Origin of the sequence: Candidatus Chazhemtobacterium aquaticus (assembly GCF_009936135.1) — a bacterium.
GTDB classification, from domain to species: domain Bacteria; phylum Patescibacteriota; class Microgenomatia; order UBA1400; family Chazhemtobacteraceae; genus Chazhemtobacterium; species Chazhemtobacterium aquaticus.
In genome coordinates this window covers 330,932-348,019 of the sequence record NZ_CP047901.1, presented here as the reverse complement: position 1 = coordinate 348,019, position 17,088 = coordinate 330,932, and the positions used below count along the sequence as shown (strand labels likewise).

At 44.9% G+C, this 17,088-nt stretch carries 18 protein-coding genes and 1 other RNA gene; 4 read left to right on the top strand and 15 right to left on the bottom strand.

Going from position 1 to position 17,088, the window contains the following annotated elements; all coding sequences use genetic code 11:
• Positions 1–3 precede the first annotated feature (3 nt).
• The 3 genes from MICH65_RS01830 to recJ all read right to left on the bottom strand — a co-directional run bounded on the left by MICH65_RS01830 (position 4) and on the right by recJ (position 4,661).
• Entirely contained in the window at positions 4–1,407 is a 1,404-nt protein-coding gene (locus MICH65_RS01830; protein WP_161931725.1) for an amino acid--tRNA ligase-related protein, read from the bottom strand.
• 45 nt (positions 1,408–1,452) lie between these two features.
• A complete protein-coding gene (locus tag MICH65_RS01825) occupies positions 1,453–2,946 on the bottom strand; it encodes a RelA/SpoT family protein (protein ID WP_161931724.1) in 1,494 nt (497 codons plus the stop codon).
• Between the two features lie 80 nt (positions 2,947–3,026).
• Complete coding sequence (recJ, locus tag MICH65_RS01820) at positions 3,027–4,661, bottom strand: single-stranded-DNA-specific exonuclease RecJ (protein ID WP_161931723.1); 1,635 nt, start codon at positions 4,659–4,661, stop codon at positions 3,027–3,029.
• A gap of 97 nt (positions 4,662–4,758) precedes the next feature.
• Between recJ and MICH65_RS01815 the strand changes: the two genes are divergently transcribed.
• Entirely contained in the window at positions 4,759–6,297 is a 1,539-nt protein-coding gene (locus MICH65_RS01815; RefSeq protein WP_161931722.1) for an HDIG domain-containing metalloprotein, read from the top strand.
• On the opposite strand, the gene MICH65_RS01810 is transcribed toward MICH65_RS01815, so the two are convergent.
• The 7 genes from MICH65_RS01810 to MICH65_RS01780 all read right to left on the bottom strand — a co-directional run bounded on the left by MICH65_RS01810 (position 6,245) and on the right by MICH65_RS01780 (position 11,410).
• On the bottom strand, positions 6,245–6,661 hold the full coding sequence (locus tag MICH65_RS01810) for a hypothetical protein (RefSeq protein WP_161931721.1): 417 nt from the start codon (positions 6,659–6,661) through the stop codon (positions 6,245–6,247). The two genes, MICH65_RS01815 and MICH65_RS01810, sit on opposite strands and share 53 nt — an antisense overlap.
• The gene (secF, locus tag MICH65_RS01805; RefSeq protein WP_161931720.1) at positions 6,658–7,509 is read right to left on the bottom strand and encodes a protein translocase subunit SecF; all 852 of its coding nucleotides are present in this window, start codon (positions 7,507–7,509) and stop codon (positions 6,658–6,660) included. The genes MICH65_RS01810 and secF overlap by 4 nt, the downstream gene beginning before the upstream one ends.
• Positions 7,506–8,888, bottom strand: coding sequence for a protein translocase subunit SecD (gene secD / locus MICH65_RS01800; protein WP_161931719.1), 1,383 nt, complete (start codon positions 8,886–8,888; stop codon positions 7,506–7,508). Before secD ends, secF begins: the two co-directional genes overlap by 4 nt.
• A 10-nt stretch (positions 8,889–8,898) precedes the next feature.
• Positions 8,899–9,087 carry an AbrB/MazE/SpoVT family DNA-binding domain-containing protein gene (locus MICH65_RS01795; RefSeq protein ID WP_161931718.1) on the bottom strand — a complete coding sequence of 63 codons (189 nt, stop codon included), beginning with the start codon at positions 9,085–9,087 and terminating at the stop codon, positions 8,899–8,901.
• The gene (locus tag MICH65_RS01790; RefSeq protein ID WP_161931717.1) at positions 9,088–9,669 is read right to left on the bottom strand and encodes a hypothetical protein; all 582 of its coding nucleotides are present in this window, start codon (positions 9,667–9,669) and stop codon (positions 9,088–9,090) included.
• A gap of 131 nt (positions 9,670–9,800) precedes the next feature.
• Positions 9,801–10,949 (bottom strand): DUF3048 domain-containing protein, encoded by a 1,149-nt coding sequence (locus tag MICH65_RS01785; protein WP_161931716.1) that lies wholly within the window; start codon positions 10,947–10,949, stop codon positions 9,801–9,803.
• A complete protein-coding gene (locus tag MICH65_RS01780; protein WP_161931715.1) occupies positions 10,946–11,410 on the bottom strand; it encodes a DUF4446 family protein in 465 nt (154 codons plus the stop codon). Before MICH65_RS01780 ends, MICH65_RS01785 begins: the two co-directional genes overlap by 4 nt.
• A 62-nt stretch (positions 11,411–11,472) precedes the next feature.
• Here MICH65_RS01780 and MICH65_RS01775 point away from each other — a divergent pair, with 62 nt between their 5' ends.
• Positions 11,473–11,682, top strand: coding sequence for a hypothetical protein (locus tag MICH65_RS01775; RefSeq protein ID WP_161931714.1), 210 nt, complete (start codon positions 11,473–11,475; stop codon positions 11,680–11,682).
• A 72-nt stretch (positions 11,683–11,754) separates the two neighbouring features.
• On the top strand, positions 11,755–11,913 hold the full coding sequence (locus MICH65_RS04375; RefSeq protein WP_236870869.1) for a DUF5679 domain-containing protein: 159 nt from the start codon (positions 11,755–11,757) through the stop codon (positions 11,911–11,913).
• A 122-nt stretch (positions 11,914–12,035) separates the two neighbouring features.
• Here MICH65_RS04375 and MICH65_RS01770 read toward each other — a convergent pair whose 3' ends face one another.
• Both MICH65_RS01770 and MICH65_RS01765 read right to left on the bottom strand, forming a co-directional pair.
• Positions 12,036–12,806 carry an undecaprenyl-diphosphate phosphatase gene (locus MICH65_RS01770; protein ID WP_161931713.1) on the bottom strand — a complete coding sequence of 257 codons (771 nt, stop codon included), beginning with the start codon at positions 12,804–12,806 and terminating at the stop codon, positions 12,036–12,038.
• Positions 12,807–12,811: 5 nt separating this feature from the next.
• A complete protein-coding gene (locus MICH65_RS01765) occupies positions 12,812–13,513 on the bottom strand; it encodes a mechanosensitive ion channel family protein (protein WP_161931712.1) in 702 nt (233 codons plus the stop codon).
• Positions 13,514–13,643: 130 nt separating this feature from the next.
• On the opposite strand from MICH65_RS01765, the gene rnpB reads away from it, so the two are divergent.
• An RNA gene (gene rnpB / locus MICH65_RS01760) (RNase P RNA component class A) lies at positions 13,644–13,957 on the top strand.
• A gap of 14 nt (positions 13,958–13,971) precedes the next feature.
• On the opposite strand, the gene MICH65_RS01755 is transcribed toward rnpB, so the two are convergent.
• The 3 genes from MICH65_RS01755 to MICH65_RS01745 are packed head-to-tail and all read right to left on the bottom strand — an operon-like array spanning position 13,972 to position 17,081.
• On the bottom strand, positions 13,972–14,949 hold the full coding sequence (locus MICH65_RS01755) for an AI-2E family transporter (protein WP_161931711.1): 978 nt from the start codon (positions 14,947–14,949) through the stop codon (positions 13,972–13,974).
• Positions 14,921–15,943: a tRNA (adenosine(37)-N6)-dimethylallyltransferase gene (locus tag MICH65_RS01750; protein ID WP_161931710.1), complete on the bottom strand. Its 1,023-nt coding sequence runs from the start codon at positions 15,941–15,943 to the stop codon at positions 14,921–14,923. Before MICH65_RS01750 ends, MICH65_RS01755 begins: the two co-directional genes overlap by 29 nt.
• Entirely contained in the window at positions 15,921–17,081 is a 1,161-nt protein-coding gene (locus MICH65_RS01745; RefSeq protein ID WP_161931709.1) for a MiaB/RimO family radical SAM methylthiotransferase, read from the bottom strand. The genes MICH65_RS01750 and MICH65_RS01745 overlap by 23 nt, the downstream gene beginning before the upstream one ends.
• Positions 17,082–17,088 lie beyond the last annotated feature (7 nt).

Sequence of the window (17,088 nt, the reverse complement as noted above, 5' to 3'; positions counted from 1 at the left end):
GGGTTACTTTTTCTTGGGTTGGGTGATGGCTAGATGGAGTTCCTCTAGCTGTTCGGTGGTGGCTGGACTCGGGGCGTTGACAACTGCGGTGAGACCAGAACCACTGGCTGGAAAAGCAATGGTTTCTCGTAAACTAGGCTCGCCTAGTATGGCCATGAGAAGACGATCGAGACCGGGAGCAATGCCACCGTGGGGTGGAACACCGTAGGTAAAGGCGGTAAGAAGGTGTTCAAACTGGGCTTGCTGTTGAGGAGTAAAACCAATCAGCTGAAAGATCTTTTGTTGGATTTCAGGTTGGTGGATACGAATACTGCCACCACCGACTTCATATCCATTTAAAACCAGGTCGTGTTGAAGACCTCTAACTTTTTGAGGGTCGCTATCAAGAAGCTTTATGTCTTCTGGATGAGGAGCGGTGAACATATGATGAGAGGGGGCGAACTTGGCCGATCCAGAGCCATGGTAGAAGTCGGAGTCGGATTGTTGAGTAAAAAGAGGGAAGTCGAGAACCCAGGCAAAACTTAATTCGTCTGGATTGTTCTTATCTTGGCGTAAGTCAGGTTTGTCGGATCCATATTCTTTAACGGCTTGGGCGTGAGACAGTCGCGGCCAAGGAGATTTGGAGATGTGTTTGTGGGGGAAAAGTTGTTGGATGGTGGTGGTAAAGAGTTCTTCAGTTAGCTGAAGGATGTCTTCTTGAGTAACAAAGGAGAGTTCGATATCGAGTTGGGTGAACTCACCATAGGCGCGATCGTGACGAGGATCTTCGTCACGAAAACAACGGGCAAACTGGAAGTATCTTTCCATACCAGCGACCATTAACAGCTGTTTGTATTGTTGAGGGCTTTGGGGAAGAGCATAGAAGTTACCCGGTTGAAGTCGGCTGGGGACGAGAAAATCACGAGCTCCCTCAGGTGTGGTTTTGGTGAGAATGGGGGTCTCGATCTCGACAAAGTCTTGTTTAATTAAGTGTTGGCGAATTAGATTGGCTAGTTGGGAGCGGAGACGAAGATTGTTTTGAAGTCGAGGGCGACGAAGATCGAGGTATCGATATTTAAGTCTGACTGATTCATCGATGTCATAGCCATCACTATCGATGGGTAGAGGTAGGTCCTTGGCAGGAGAGATTAGAGTGGCTGACTGGGCCTCGATTTCGATGGAGCCGGTGGTAAGATGAGGGTTTATTAGTTTTTCTGGACGAGCTTTAACTAAACCAGTGATCTCAACGACTGATTCGGGTTTGAGAGGATCAAGGATCTGGTCACCGACGACTTGGACCAAGCCAGAGCGGTCTCTTAAATCTAGGAAGATGATCTTGCCGTGGTCACGGCGAGAGTGAACCCAGCCGTTAAGAGTAACTACTTCCCCGATCTTGTTCGGGGTATCTTTGATGATTGTCCTGACCATGGATGTATTTTAGCTTATATTTAGAGAGATGGGCAGATTAAAGTTTTATACTTGCGAATCTTTGTTCTGAAGTATCTTAGTGATGCGAGTCCGGGCGCGATGAGTTTTGACAAAGCTTAACCAGTTTTTACTGGGTTTGCGAGGATATTTACTTTTGATGATTTCAACTAAATCACCACTCTTTAAGGGGTGGCTTAAGGAAACTAGTCTTCCATTGACCTTGGCGGCTTGAATTTGATTGATTAAATTGGTGTGGACGGCAAAGGCGAAGTCTATTGGGGTGGCGTCAACAGGAAGATCGTAGACATCCCCTAGCGGGGAGAAAACATAGATGCGGTGACTTAAGGCATCGAGTTTAACGGAGGTGACAAAATCGGAGGCGGAGCTAAGTTCTTTCTGCCAACGAGAGAGCTGATGGACCCAGTCCATTTTTTTGATGAGTTTATGAGTATCTAGGTTCTCTAATTGGGAACCGCTGGTTCCGTGAGCTTTTGCCTCTGCGTATGCATGATGAGCGGCGGCTCCATATTCAGCGTGTTCGTGCATGGATTGGGTGCGAATCTGGATCTCGATGATATGTCCATGAGAGTCAAAAACCCTGGTATGGATGGATTGATAACCGTTGGGCTTGGGCTGGGCGATGTAGTCGGAGATACCCAGATGAGGAGCAGGTTTGAAGTGTTTGTGAATAAGGCCTAAACAAGAATAACAGTCTGATTCGGTATTGGTGATGATACGCAGAGCAATGAGGTCGTGGATAGAGTTAATGTCCTTATTAATTTCGGGACGAATGAGTTTTTTGTAGAGGCTGTAGCGATGTTTGGGCCGGCCATGGACTTGAGCGGTAATTCCAGCTTTACTGATAATTTTGTTTAGTTTGACAAGTTGTTTTTGAAGTCGGTGTTGGGCGTGTCTAAAGTGGGGAGCAGCGATTTTGTCAAGCCAGAGGGCTTCTTTGGGGTAAATAAAGGGGAAGGCGAGATCTTCAAGTTCCCCTTTAAGATGTCCCATGCCAAGTCTTTCGGCAAGGGGGGCATAAACCTCCAGGGTTTCTAGAGCAATACGACGTTGTTTTTTAATGGGGATAGCGTCAAGAGTTTGCATATTATGAAGTCGGTCGGCAAGACGAATGAAGACGACCCGAATATCTTGAGCTAGGGCAAAAAACATTTTACGAGCGTTCTCGAGGAAGATTGAGTTGGTGCTGTGCCTTAGTTTGACTTGGCCTACCTGAGTGACGCGCTCGACAAGTGTGGCAATATCCGAACCAAATTGCTGTTTTATCTGATCAGGGGTGATGTTGCCTAGTTCCAGTGTTTCGTGAAGGAGGGCGGCTATGATGACAGATTCTGACTGGCCCCAGGAAGCAAGGATTTTAGCGGTTTCTAGAGGGTGGGAGATTAGTGGTTCACCAGTGTGACGTATTTGGCCTTGATGAGCTTGTTTGGCGAAGTGATAGGCTTTAGAGACACGTGAGCGGACTATTGGTTGTCCGTGTTGGCTGATGATGGTAAAAAGATCGGCGAGTGAAGAGGACATGGTGTATGTATTTTACACGCACGCCTTAGGGAGCGAAAACTGTTTATTTAAGATGAAAATATGAGCTTGGGAGAAAGTGATTATTTTATGTCTTTTACAAGAAGTTGGAGTGATGTTTTACCCCGAAAATGATTCTTGTTGAGGGTAAAGGCGAAGCTTGAGTGATTAGAAAGCTTGTGACGACGGGAGGCGAGGTTGAAGCCAATTACATCAAGATGGGTAAAGGGTTGTTCTGGCTGAACCTTGAGGTGGGTCATGGTCTTACCAATTAACGAATGTGATTTGACGGGCAGTGAGGAGGCAAAAATGGGTTGAGGATTAGCGATACCAAAGGGCTCGAGATGGGAGAGCTGGTCAAAGAGATCGAGACTTAGAAGGCTTGGGTCAAGCTGAAGGTCGATATCAAGAGTTTTTACTAAAAGCTTAGGATCAAGACTGTCACCCAGCTTGGTTAACGAGTCGTGAATATCTTGGAGATGGTCAGGAGAGGCGGAGAAACCGGCAGCTTGGTGATGGCCTCCGTAATTGGTGAGCAAGTGACTTGTTTGGGAGATGAGTTGAGTAATGTTGATACCAGGGACAGATCGAGCAGAGGCTTTAAGTACATTATCGGCAGAACTTATAATGATTGAGGGTCGGTGAAAATGATCGGTAAGTCGGGAGGCGACTAGGCCAATAATACCCTCATGGAAGTCAGGGTGATGAAAGACAAGAATATTGGGCAGAGTCGAGAGACTCTTAAAATGATTGATGGCCATGGTTGCATGATCTTGAGTGAGGTCTTGGCGCTGATAATTGAGGTTTGAGAGGTGGTGGGCAAGAGACTGGGCAGTGGTTTGATTAGTAGTACAGAAAAGTCTTAAGGCGTCTAGGGCGTGGCTTAGACGACCAACAGCGTTGATACGAGGACCTAGGATATAGCCGAGGTGGTAGGTGGAGATTTGCGCAGTATCGGCAATTCCCGCGGCTTGGTAGAGGGCGAGAAGTCCGGGGTTGCTGGTGTTTTTAATATGTTCCAGTCCGTGTTTGACTAAAGATCGGTTAAATCCAGTTAAGGGGAGTAGGTCACAAACAGTGCCAAGAGCGGCAAATTCCGTGAGAGGATGGGGATTAAAGAGAGAGGCTATAAGCCAAGCAACTCCGCTACCGGAGAGATGGGTAGTGTGAACGATACTATGAGCAGGTGGGAGAATGTCAGGGGGGGTGTGGTGATCGGTGATGATAAGGTCGAGACCCATTTTTTTGAGTTTTTGGGCTTCTTTAATGGCTGAGATGCCATTGTCGACGGTGATGATAAGGGGTTGTTTGTTGGGGAAGAGTGAGAGTGCATCAGTAACTCCGTTTGAAGAAAGGCCGTAGCCGTGATGAACACGGTGGGGAATAAATGGTTTGACGATGGCTCCGGATTGATGAAGGGCAGTCCAGAGAATGGTGGCGGCGGAGATACCGTCACAGTCGTAGTCGCCATAGATGATGATGGGCTGGTGAGAATTAATGGCCTTACTGATTCGAGCATGGGCTTTGTTTAGTTGAGTTTGATCAAGATCGGGGAGTTGGGCAAGGGCAGTTTTGAGAGATGGTTCTAGTGGATTTAGAAATTCTTGTTGTTGAGAAGTGGTTTTGAAACCGCGTTGATTAAGAAGATGTTTGACAACATGTTGAGACTGGTTGGTTGGTGTGTCTGCTTGGAAGGTGGATTTAATTTGCCAGCGCATGGTAAGGAGATTATAGACGAGGGAAGAATGGGGGGGTATTGGATTTGATAGTTATATACGAGTGGGCCTTGGGAGATGATGGAGATATAATACCGATATGGTAAAAAGAGATTTGAGTAAAGATGAAGAGAGACTGTTGCCTAGAGAAGTGAGGCTGGTTTTTGAGTTGTTTAACAAGGAAGGTTATGAGATCTATATGGTTGGGGCAGGAGTTAGGTTGATGTTGATTGGCAAGGAGCCGGTGGATTGTGACTTTACGACCAGTGCTACCCCAGAAGAGATACTTAAGGTTTTGGAGGGGTTGGATACTTTTTACGACAATGATTATGGAACGGTTGGAGTAGCATTTGAGAGAAAAAGAAAGGAGATATATGAGATTACTCCCTACCGAACCGAGAGAGGCTACACTGACCGACGCAGACCAGATGAGGTTAAATGGGGGAAGAGCCTGGAGGAGGATGTTCGCCGGAGAGATTTCACTATGAATTCGGTAGTGGTTGGCCCAAAAAAGGAAGGAAGTGGGTATGAATTACTTGATTATTTGGGAGGATTGAAAGATTTTGAGAACAGGTTGGTCAAAGCGGTTGGAAAGGCTGAGGAGAGATTTGCAGAGGATGCTTTGAGAATGATGAGAGCGGTTCGTTTTGCAGCTCAGTTGTCGTTCCAGATAGAAGAAAAAACGTTTGCTGGGGTTGTAAAAAACGCTAATCTGCTTGCCGAGATTAGCAGAGAAAGAGTCAGGGATGAGTTGGTGAAAATTCTTAAAAGTGATCATCCAGCTGAAGGGGTTCATCTGCTAGTAAGTTTCGGGTTGATGGAGCACATCATCCCGGAGATGCTGGAGACCAGAGGGGTGCCACAAACTGGTCATCACACACTAGATGTTTACAATCATATGCTAGAGGCCTTGAGAAGCTGTCCTAGCCCTGATCCGATAGTGAGACTGGCTACCTTGCTTCATGATATTGGCAAGCCGAGGACGAGGCGACTGAGGTGCTTAGGATGTGGTTGGGTGATGAAGAGTGAGAATTTGGAAGAGAAGGGGGAGACGGCAAAAACAACGATGTATAAATGTCCTAGATGTGGCAAGGTGCAAACGGAACATGAAGCAGGAACTTTTTATGGGCATGAAGTGGTAGGGGCAAGAATGGTAGAGACAATTGCCGATAGACTTAGGTTTTCTAAAAAAGAAAGAGAGAGGCTAGTAACACTAGTGAGGTGGCATATGTTTGCTTATAGTCCGGAGATGACGGATGCGGCTATCAGAAGATTTATTCGCAGAGTAGGAAAGGAAAATATTAATGACATTATTTTGCTGCGGATTGGGGATCGTAAGGGTGGGGGTAGTAAGACGACTAGTTGGCGATTACAAGAGTTACAGAAGAGAGTGGGAGAACAGTTGTATGAACCAATGACGGTATCTGATTTGGTGATTGATGGCAATGTGGTGATGAGAATACTAGGAATTAGCCCTGGACCAAAGGTAGGTGAGATTATGAATAGCTTGTTTGAGGAGGTAATTGAGGATACCAGCAAAAACAATCAGGAGTATTTAACAAAGAGAGTGAAAGAAATCGGTGGAGTTATTGCCGATGGTTATAGTGGGGGCGGATCTGATAGAGAAAGTAAAGACTAAGTGCGGTGGTTAGGACAATGGAAGGTGAAAGGTGCCAGACAAAATTGATTAGTCCGTGGGTTAGCGAGCTCCAGAACAAAAGGGTGATGCCAAGAGATTGGCGTTGTTTGAGGGGTTTGTAGGCAACGAGGAGAAGAATACCGCTAATGATTAAAGAGAGAGGACGAAGGGGGTTGATGAGAAAGGGGTGTGAAAAAAGAGAGAGGAGGTTAATAATACCGCCAATAAGGGCAAGGATAGGGGTGATTCGGGCTAGTAGCTTGGTTAAGGACTTGGGTAGGTCGGGAAAGAGTTTAAAGAAACGAAAGGTGTTGGTTTCAATGGGTGAGAAGGGTGGTTTAGTGAGAGCGTTAAAGTTGATCATTTACGTCTTATTGTATCCCAAGTAACAAGTAAGGGTACAGCGGTAAAGGTCGATGAGTAGGTACCGGTGATGGCACCGATGAGAAGAGCGATAGTGAAGTGTTTAATTGAGTCTCCCCCAAGAAGGGCTAGAGAGAGAAGCATGAAAATAATGGTGAGTGAGTTATTAAGGGAACGAGTGATGGTTTCGGTGATGGCTCGGTTTGAGAGTGCGTAGAGGCTGGAGGTGGTCTTGTTCTTAAGTTCGCGAATACGATCAAAGACGACGATGGTGTCGTGGACAGAGAAAGAAAGGGTGGTGAGAATGGCAGTAACTATGAGTAGATCAGTCTGAAAACCAAAGAAGTGGCCAAGAAGTGAGTATGAGCCAAGAAGAATGAGAGTGTCGTGGAGCATGGCGATTATGGCAAAGAAGCCAAAGGTAAGGTTTCTAAATGAGTAGGCGATATAGAGGAGAGTAGCTAGAGCTGCAATGAGGATGGCGGTTAAGGCTTTGGTGAGAAGCTGGCCGCCGACACTGGGACCAACGGAGGTGAAAGAAATCAGTTTGGCTTGGGAATCAAGCGTCTTTAGGTCAGAAACGATTTGATCTGCTTGAGACTGAGTGAGTGGGTCAAGTTTGAGGGTAATAGTGGAGGAGTCGTGGTCAAGAGAGTGGATAGAGTAGGTGGGAGAGAGAAGATCTTTAATCTGATCAGGACTGGGGCTCTCAAGACTTATCTCAAGGAGAGAACCACCGGTAAACTCAACCGAAGGATTGAGGCCAAAACGCCATAGCGAGTATATGCCAGGAAGCAAGACGGCAAGAGAGATGAAAAAGTACAGAAAACGATATTTGAGCCAGTTCATGATTGTGAAGAAAAAAGTTTAATTGATCGAGGTCCGTGATAGAAGAGACGAAGTAGAGTCCTGGTGACAAAAATACCAGTGAATAGAGAGATGAGGATACCAAGGGCAAGAGTGATAGCAAAACCGCGAATTGGCCCTGAAGTGGGGAGGAAAGACCAGTTTAGAGGGTTGAAGAGAATAAAGGCGGTGATGAGGGTGGCAATGTTGGCGTCTTTGATGGAGTCCCAGGCACGACCGAAACCAAGTTCGAGAGCTACAGGCCAAGCTCGTCCAGCGCGGATTTCTTCTTTCATGCGCTCAAAGATGAGGATGTTGCTGTCAACAGCCATGCCAACAGAGAGAATAAAACCGGCAATTCCAGGGAGAGTGAGGGTGATGGGAATGAGTTTGTAAAGAGAGAGTGTGACGAGCCCGTAGATGAAAAGGCCGACGCTGGCGATCAAGCCAAGCTGGCCGTAGTAAGCAATCATAAAAAGGACAACAACAGAGAGTCCGATAAGGCCAGCGCGAACGCTTTGGTTGATTGAGTCTGCACCAAGAGTGGCAGTGATGGTGTTTTGGCTGGTGATTTTGATGGGTACAGGTAGAGCTCCAGCGTTAAGTTGTTTGCTTAACAGTTGGGCACCTTCAAGAGTAAAGTCTCCAGAGATGACGGCCTGACCAGTGGTAATTTCTGACTGAACAATGGGAGCAGTAAGAGGTTGACGATCAAGAGCTATGGCTAGGGGTTTACCAAGATACTCTTTTGTGAGCTGGGCAAATTTTTCAGTACCGGAGGGGGAGAACTGGAGACTGATAACAGGTTGGCCGGTATTGGGATCAAAATCGACTGTGGTTTTTTGAAGATCGGCTCCCGTCAGAGTAGATGGTTGAAAATCAACAAGCTCTGGTTGGGCCGATTCGGTGGAAGTTTGATCATAAATGGGGGTTAGGAATTCTAGTTGGGCGGTGGTGCCGATAAGCTCAAGAGCTGCTTGAGGATCGTCTAGACCGGGAAGCTCAACAATGATTTGATAAGCAGATCCGGCTTGTTGGGAATAAATATTAGGCTCAGAGATACCAAATAGGTCGACTCTTTGGGTGATGATTTCTTTAGCAGAGTCAAGAGCGTCGGCTTGATTCTCGGGGGCGATGGAGGACATGTCTGCATCTAGAGTAACTCGGGTACCACCGGCTAGGTCGAGACCAAGTTTGATATCAAGAGAGCGAGAAAAGTCATATGAACCAAGACTTAGTTTAAGATCTGGCCTAACAAGATGAACATTAAAACTGCGACCAAAAAGATGAGGATTAAGATTGATTTCTTGGGGAAGAGAGATAACTAAGGAAAGGATGGTGAGAAGAAGAATAAGCCAGAAGCGGGACTGGGTGCGAGACATAGTAGTGATTTTAACTCTTGGTGAGAGAAGAGGTAAGAGTGAGTTGGCGAATTCCAGAAAAGTTAAGAATTAGTTGTCCTTTATCCGGACGAGTAGTAACGCTGACACTGTCACCCAGCTTGACACCCACATCTTTAGCAAATTTGCTGGGAATGGTTACAGCAAGAGAGTTACCAGCTTTGATAATTTTTTGTTTCATTTAGGAGACTAGTTCCTGCTCGTCACCAACGAGCATAACTCTAGAGTTGCTTAGTACCTGGAGAATGAAGGGGTCACGTCGGTTTTTTCTGAATTTGAGTTCGTCTTCGGTCATGACGGTATAGTTGATTTCTTGACCTGTTTTGGCTTCGTTTTCTCGAATTAAAATGGCTAGTTGAGGAAGAATGACTTGGCCGACTATAAGGAGTTCGACGTCGTCATTAGAGCGAGGTAGGCCGCGAACATATTTACCAGAGAACATGGCAAATTTGATCTGGCCGAGTTTCTGCCGGTTTTTAATAATGGCTTTGCCTAAACCAGTAGTTTTGGCAACCAGTGAGAGCAATTCCTGGTAAAAGAGATAGCTTGGTTTAAAGAAGTAGTAAAGACGATTGCCCCGATGCTCAGATTTGAGCATGCCTGATTTTTCCATTCTTTGTAGTTCACGACGGACAGCATTGATTTCTTCTTTGGTTTCTCTGGTGAGCTGACGAACATAAAACATTTCACCGGGATGACTTAGAAAGGTCTGAATCATCTTAACTCGAACTCGAGAAACCATGAAGTCGGTTAGCTTAGCCATAGATACGTTTAGGTCTAATAAGTCTAATTATCCTTTGAGTAGGAATTGTGTGCAGTGTAACTAATGAATGTGGAAAACGTCAAGAGGAGGATTGGTGGGACAAGAGAGTATCGCTCTTATTGGGTCTAGCTTTAGTAGTCAACCTGGTTGCCTTTAGGAAGAGCCTCGATCCAGATTTTGCCGCGAGCGAATTCAATTTCTTTCTTTGAGGGGTCAAGAAAGATGGTTCGATCGGTTCGGGAAGATTTTGACCAGGTAGCTTTAATTACCTGTCCATTTTGAAAGACTAAGGCGTTGCCGGTGCCGATGGTACCGTAGAGCATGTGTTTGTGATCGTCGATTGGACCAGTTTCGGTCACATACTGGATGATGACAACTCTGGCAGTGAGTTGAGTGTCAGTGTTGTTGTCGAGATGCTCTGACCCTCCGTTGGAACGGAGATACTGATTCGACTCGGGATCGTATTTCCACGAGACTGAGTACTGAGGATAATCCCAGAAGTCAAAGGCAATGGTGTCTATTTCGGGTGAGGAGACTGGTTTGGGGTCGGCAAATTTCCATGGGGTAAATTGATCAGACCAGAGCTCCCCATCTTCACCTTTGGCTGCCCAACCTCGGTTTGCACCGATTTTCCAGAGAGCTTCAGTGGAACAGTACATGGTATGCTCGGTAGCAACCTGGCGTCCAAGTCTTGAGTAATCACGCCAGCATTCATTGACGGTAAGAGCAAATTGGTTAAGGTCATTTTCCCCACCCCAGCCGTAATCGACAATTTGTCCTAAGGCATTGGCTTTGTTGGGGGTGTTGGCTCCGCCAACATGAGCATAGAGAGGATTTTTGCTGTACTCTGAAGCCCAGTCGAGGTAATAGGTTCTGGCGGAGCGAACGGGGCCTACAATATTATCTTGACTGACGGCGTCACAATAAAAAACTCCCATGAAACGAGTAATACCCCCCTCGGCGACAGCTTCATAGACTAAATCTGCTTGACCAAGACCTGACTGAGGACGAGATTCTTGATGATTTTCTATCATAACTAAGAGGGGGCGTCGTTTTTCCCAGGCTGTTTTCTCGGTAACGGTGAAGTAGTCACCGTTGATGGGGCAGATTTCAGTTTTGGGTTCTCCTGGGTCGATAACAAGACTACCATCTTCGTAAACAACGGCAGCAGGGTTAATCAGAGCTTCGGCTCCGGGAAGAAGAGAGCGGAAAGCGACAAAGGATATTCCAGTGGCGATAATGTAGACAAAAAAAGAGAGTGGTATTAATTTTGATTTCATTTCTTAATAGCTTGATTGATGACTTCTAGCTCTTCTTTAGATAGAGCCTGATCGGGAGCTTTACCCAGACTGATGCGTTTAGCATAGACTCGGGTGTTTTCGCGACCATGTAGAGAGCTTATCACAAATCCGTCATGGTTTTCATCAAGAAGAGTGAGAACAAAGCTCTGGTCTCCTCCAGTATCAGTGAAGGGGTTAAAGCGTTTGAAGCCGAAACATTTAAAGTGTTTTTTGGCGTTTTCGATTTCCTGATCTAGTCGGGCGTTGGTGGACGTGATATCTTTTTGGTTGTCATGTAGTTGCTTAAGAATAGAGTTGAGAGTGCTGACAAGATCGGTTTTTTTGGTGCCACTAGTGAGTGAGTTATAGTGAGAGATTAGGCGGAAAATGAAAAAGGATAGGAGAGCAAGCCAGATAAATGCGAGAGTAATGATATAGGGATAAAAGGGTTCGAGGTTCATGACTGCTGTGATTGTAACTTGAGGTTGGATAAGGGGTCAATTGGCAATGATAAAATGGAGCCATGAAAAAAAGACGAACGAGGAGGGATAAGGTAAGGGCGAGTAGTCGAAAGTTGGTGAGTAGAAAGAAAAAGGTGGTTAGTTTAAAAGATGTTGCTGATAGCGATAAACAAGAGATCCGATGGCTTCGAGCAGACTTGACAAAGAGTTTGTGGCTAACTATGCTTGCTGTAGGCGTGGAGGTAGCCTTATGGTACTTCCTTAAGCCTTAGTTATTAAGCTAACCCGGCAGAATGGCGGGGTGACCTGCCCTTGAAGCTTTTGAGAAAGGAGGTGAGATTGTAATGGCAAGACAGATGTATTGTGTTAAGTGTCGCGAAAAGAGAAATGGAAAAAATCACGAACAAGTAACCATGAAAAATGGTAAAAAAGCCGTTAAGGCTGTTTGTGAAGTTTGTGGTACCGGCATGTTTTTGATCGGTGCTGACGTGTCAGAGTTCTAAGCATTTTTTTGCTTATAGAAACAAAAGCCCCGTTGTAGACGGGGTTTTTGTGGTATTCAGGTGAGAAAACTGAGTGGTTGAGTGTTTGTTGAGGTTATCTAAGAGTCGATTAAAAGTAGAGTTTATAAACTAAGACCTAAAAGGAATGAGCCAAGAAGATAGGTGTAAATGGCAAAGGGGAGGAGATTTTTGCGATTAAGAACATAGTTTAATAGGCAAAGGCTAATTAACCCCGAGATGAGGGCAGCAGAGAAACCGATTAAGGAGGGTAGGGTTAGGGTAACATCTAAGTTTGAGGTGTCAGTAAGGTTTAACACCAAGGCGCCAAGTATGGCAGGGATGCTTAATATAAAAGAAAAAGTGAAGGCTGTGTTTTTAGAGAGACCTGAAAAGATCCCGGCAGAGATGGTAGAACCTGAGCGTGAGACACCAGGGAGGATGGCAATAGCTTGAAAGGTTCCGATAAATAATGCTTTTATGGGAGTGACTTTGATGGATGAGGTCGAGGCGGTTGTTTTGACTGGGGTAGTCGTTTTAACTCTGGTGGTAAGAAAAAGTAATACAGAGGTTAGCAGGAAGGATAGGCTGGTTAAATAGAGATTAGTAAATATTTCAAGAGAGGTAGTGTAGATAGCCAGGCCAACAATGATAGCGGGAACGGTGGCGATAATAAGTTGGGGTAGGTGGGTTTTGGTAAAACTGATTAATTGATGACGGAAATAAATAAGGACGGCAAGCAAGGTGCCTACGTGAACTAAAACATCAAAAAAAAGGGGGGGTGTGGAGATATCTAAGAATGATTGGAATAAAACTAGATGGCCTGAAGAGCTGACGGGCAGGAACTCTGTGAGTCCTTGAACAATACCAAGGAAAAGCGCTTGAATACTAGTCATGAAGGTTATCTGACTTGTTTTTTGAAGTCCTTATACCAATCTTCGAGAATGGTTTTAACTAAGTCTTTGGAACCTAGACCAAGGCTTAACCCAAGTCCGATAGCTAACATGGCGACAAAGCCGATGAAGAGGGTGTTGACAAAGGTGGCGGCAATACCTAGTTGAGACATGGCTGCTAAAATGGTGAAGACCATGACAATATAGCTGCTGATTTTGGCTAAGAGTCTGGAGGTTTTGACATCAACTGTACCAAGGGAGCCTTTAACAATTTTTTCAACTAATCCAGCAATAATGGTTCCAATGGCAATGATTAGGGTGGCAGCAAAAACGTGAGGTAGGTAATTAAGAATACGATTGAGAACTTCGGTAACGGTGGTAAGACCAAGGAGGTTAATTGAGGCGATGAAGAAGATGAGTACTACTAAAAGACGGAGAAGTTCGCCGACAACCTGTTCAATTTTGGTGGTTAAATCAGCTTGCTCGAGGAATTTGCTAAAGGTTGTGCCCTGAAATAATTTGGATAGATTAAGGCCACTTAGCAAACGAACCGCAAGTGATTTAATCCAACCTGAAAGTACTATTCCCACAAAGAAGAGGATTAGCGCACCTAAAAGATTGGGAATAAAAAGAGCAATGCTGGTGAGAAGATTAGATGATGCATCAAATAAGGCGACTTGCCAAGTGTTAACGGTTGGAATAGCGTTCATTTAATAGGATATTTATTTGTTAATCAGTTTCAATTATAGGGCAGGAGGGGTGGATGTCAATTGAGTTGGACTAAAAAATATATCAACAAACAAGATTTAGTTGATATATTTTGATATAATTGTTAGTGGTTATCTAGTCTGAGACAGTGCTCTTTTAAAAAGAGAGGAAAGTCCGGACAGCAGAAGGCAGGGTGGCCTGGGAAACCAGGTTCTTTGGTAGGTAACTATCAGAGCGCGACAGGGCCACAGAGACGAGTTAATGTGAAACGCCGATAGGTTTTTTGACCTGGAGGGTCTGATTAGAGCAATCTGATTGGATTGGCAACCCGCCCCGCTGCAATCCCCGAAATGCACGTTATGAGTAGCCTTCGACCAGTGCTAAGGTAGGGAGCGAAGATAGATACTGTCATAAAACAGAATCCGGCTTACGGGACTGGATAACTAAATTTAATGTTGGATTACGAGTTTTTTTCGGAGTAAAAATGCAGAAGGACTATTTTCCCAGCTAAAACTAGGGGAAGACTGAGGACGGCAAGAAGGGCTCCACCTAGTTGAAAGCCAATTAAGAGAGCGACAATGGTTATAACGGGGTGAAGTCCGGTAGAGGATTTCATTAGATTGGGTACAAGAACATTATTTTCCAGTTGCTGGATGAGAGCAGCCAGACCAACGGTAAGAAACCCGTGAATAGGAGAGGTAGCGAAACCAACAATAGCAGCGGGTATGGCAGCAATGGTTGGTCCAATATTGGGGATAATCTCAAGCAAACCAGCTATTAAGGCAAGGGGAAGGGCATACTCAATGCCAATGAGTTCAAGACCGATATACGTTTGAAGGCCAATGAGGAACATGAGTATGGCCATGGTGCGAACCCATTTACCAAGCTGAGTCTCGATTTCAAGATACATTTTTTTGGCTTTTTCTGAACGATCCCCAAATAGGTAGCGGAGTCTTTCGTCTAGGTGGGCGCGCTCTTGGACAAGATAAAAAGTAATAACCAAGATGGTCATGAGCATGACTCCAACGGAGAAAGTATCAAAGGCAAGACGAAGAATGTTGCCAGATAAATTGCTAATCTGAGAAGTGAGAACAGAGCTATCAATGCTGTAGCTGCCGAGCTGGTCAAGAAGATCTGGAAAACGAATCAAAAATGCATTAGTTTGGGAAATGACTAATGGCATGATGGAGGCAAAAATTAGGGAAACACCGACAACTAGTAGAACCAAGATAACGGCGGTAGAAAGGGCTCTTGGGATGCGGAATCGGTGGAGAGCGTTAACTAGGGGGAAGATGGCGGTGGAGAGTAAGAAAGAAATGAATAGGGTGATTAATATGCTTTGGATAACGACCAAGAACTTGAGAGAAAGTATGAATAGAATCGCGAAGATAATGCTTCGATGGCCGATTTCAATTTTGAGGTTGCGTGTATCTGTCATGATTGGTTTCACTATACCAGCGTGTGACTAAATCAACAACTTGCTTGGCATGGTTTTTAGGGCTTATATCGATCCAGTGGTAATTTGATTGGGCACGAAGCCAGGTGAGTTGTCTTTTGGCGTAATTTAGTTCTTGATTGACCCAGAGAGTAGTAGCTTGTTGGCGAGTAATCTTCTTTTGATGAAAGTCACTTAAGATTTGGTAGCCTAGAGCAGAGGAGGCAGGTAATTTTAAGTCGGGATCAAGGGATTTAAGGATGTTTAGCTCGTTTAAGTAGTCAGAGTTTAGGCGTTGTTTGACTCTTTTTGTGATGTTTTTTTCTAGAGTAGACAGGGGTGCTGTTAGAGCAATTTTAAGACAGTCGAGTTGAGGTGAGGAGTGGTTAGATTTTGGGTGAATAACAGAAGAGGATAAAATCTCAATGGCGCGAATGAGACGACGAGGATTGTGTTGGTCTGAATGGTTGAGACTATTAAACTTTTCAGGGCTAAGATTGAGTAGTTTGTTTTGGAGTTTGTTAATTGATAGTTTTTCAAGCCTAGCTCTAAGAATGGGGTTGGGAGGAACTTGAGTGTTGGGAGTGGGATTAAAGAGAGTGTCGATATAGAGACCAGTGCCACCGACAATGATAGGTAGCCGTTTTTGTTGGGATACGTAGATAATGACTTTCCAGGCAAATTGATGGAAAAAATTTAAGTTCCAAGGCTGATTTGGGTCAACTAAATCGTAGCCGTAGATAGAGGTCTTGTTGTTGGTGTAGATGGGGATAGGAGATTGATTTAGAGTTATGGAGGAGTTTTTTTTATGAAAACTTGAGGGTATGTCTTTGCCTGGAATGAGATTAAGACTGGTGTAGACCTGACGGGAGTCAGCAGAGATGAGATCGGCTGGAAAAAGTTTAGCTAGCTTTAGGGCAAGGGTGGTTTTTCCGGTGGCGGTGGGACCGGTGATAACTAGAGCTTTTACTAAATTAGTTGATAAGCGGTCTTTCATGAAGGTGTTTTTTATTGATTAGGTCGTCAAGAATAGTCCAACGTCGTTTTTTTTCTTGAGGTGAGACGTCATCTTGGTAAAGCCGGTGGGAGGCAGTACCAGGTCTGGGTGAGTACTGAGCAACAAAGGCGATGTGCCAATCAATTTGTTTGGCAAGTGATAGCGTTTGTTCAAAGTCGGCTTTTGTTTCTGAAGGAAAACCGACAATGATATCGGTACCTAAAACTAGATCGGGGATGCGGGTTTTAAGCTTGGTGACAAGTTTTTTATAGTCAGCGGTGGTATAGCCTCGGTTCATAAGTTTGAGAATGCGATCGGAACCTGATTGGATGGGTAAGTGGATATAACGGTCAATTTTGGGATTGTTGGCAATTTCCTCTATAAGTTCATCCCAAAAGTCCCAGGGATTGCTGGTCATAAATTTAATTTTTTTGATACGAGGAATACGGGAAATTTCTTGAAGAAGTTTAACGAAAGGCGGAGTTTCTTGAGGGTGGAAGTATTGTGACTCATTGGTCGGGATGTCGTTAAGAGAGAAAGATGATCGGCTCATGAGAAGTTTGCGATAACCGATTCCGGCTTTTTCAAGGCCATATGAGTTGACGTTTTGGCCTAATAAGGTGATTTCTTGATAACCTTGACTGGCTAGTTGATTGACTTCTTGGAGAATGTCTTTGAGAGGTCGAGATTGTTCTCGCCCTCGAGAGTAAGGGACTATGCAGAAGGTACAGAATGAGTTGCAACCTGAGGAGATGGGGACCCAGGCGTGGTATTGATCTTTTCTAAGAGCTGTTTGGTTAAATCCAACTTCGTTAATGGGAAGAATTTCGTCTATCTGAGGGAGAAGCTCGTATAGTTTGGTTTGGCTGTAATGAGTCATACAGCCGGTGAGAATGACTTTAGGTTTGGGTGAGTGCTCAAGATAATATTTTTCCAGGTTGCGAAGAAAACCCTTAACTCGATCCTCTGCTCTCTGTCTTACAGAACAGGTGTTGACGACAACTTCAGAAGCAGAACGCCAGTCTAAGACTTCAGTATAACCACGAGACAGATAGTCTCCGGCAATACGCTCAGAGTCGGACTTATTGGCCTGACAGCCAAAAGTTTTGATAAAAAAGGTTCTGGGTTGGGATGGCATGGCCAGA

Coding starts and splice junctions, on each gene's coding strand:
- MICH65_RS01830 (WP_161931725.1), bottom strand. CDS start 1,407: ATGGTCAGGACAATCATCAAAGATACCCCGAACAAGATCGGGGAAGTA.
- MICH65_RS01825 (WP_161931724.1), bottom strand. CDS start 2,946: ATGTCCTCTTCACTCGCCGATCTTTTTACCATCATCAGCCAACACGGA.
- recJ (WP_161931723.1), bottom strand. CDS start 4,661: ATGCGCTGGCAAATTAAATCCACCTTCCAAGCAGACACACCAACCAAC.
- MICH65_RS01815 (WP_161931722.1), top strand. CDS start 4,759: ATGGTAAAAAGAGATTTGAGTAAAGATGAAGAGAGACTGTTGCCTAGA.
- MICH65_RS01810 (WP_161931721.1), bottom strand. CDS start 6,661: ATGATCAACTTTAACGCTCTCACTAAACCACCCTTCTCACCCATTGAA.
- secF (WP_161931720.1), bottom strand. CDS start 7,509: ATGAACTGGCTCAAATATCGTTTTCTGTACTTTTTCATCTCTCTTGCC.
- secD (WP_161931719.1), bottom strand. CDS start 8,888: ATGTCTCGCACCCAGTCCCGCTTCTGGCTTATTCTTCTTCTCACCATC.
- MICH65_RS01795 (WP_161931718.1), bottom strand. CDS start 9,087: ATGAAACAAAAAATTATCAAAGCTGGTAACTCTCTTGCTGTAACCATT.
- MICH65_RS01790 (WP_161931717.1), bottom strand. CDS start 9,669: ATGGCTAAGCTAACCGACTTCATGGTTTCTCGAGTTCGAGTTAAGATG.
- MICH65_RS01785 (WP_161931716.1), bottom strand. CDS start 10,949: ATGAAATCAAAATTAATACCACTCTCTTTTTTTGTCTACATTATCGCC.
- MICH65_RS01780 (WP_161931715.1), bottom strand. CDS start 11,410: ATGAACCTCGAACCCTTTTATCCCTATATCATTACTCTCGCATTTATC.
- MICH65_RS01775 (WP_161931714.1), top strand. CDS start 11,473: ATGAAAAAAAGACGAACGAGGAGGGATAAGGTAAGGGCGAGTAGTCGA.
- MICH65_RS04375 (WP_236870869.1), top strand. CDS start 11,755: ATGGCAAGACAGATGTATTGTGTTAAGTGTCGCGAAAAGAGAAATGGA.
- MICH65_RS01770 (WP_161931713.1), bottom strand. CDS start 12,806: ATGACTAGTATTCAAGCGCTTTTCCTTGGTATTGTTCAAGGACTCACA.
- MICH65_RS01765 (WP_161931712.1), bottom strand. CDS start 13,513: ATGAACGCTATTCCAACCGTTAACACTTGGCAAGTCGCCTTATTTGAT.
- MICH65_RS01755 (WP_161931711.1), bottom strand. CDS start 14,949: ATGACAGATACACGCAACCTCAAAATTGAAATCGGCCATCGAAGCATT.
- MICH65_RS01750 (WP_161931710.1), bottom strand. CDS start 15,943: ATGAAAGACCGCTTATCAACTAATTTAGTAAAAGCTCTAGTTATCACC.
- MICH65_RS01745 (WP_161931709.1), bottom strand. CDS start 17,081: ATGCCATCCCAACCCAGAACCTTTTTTATCAAAACTTTTGGCTGTCAG.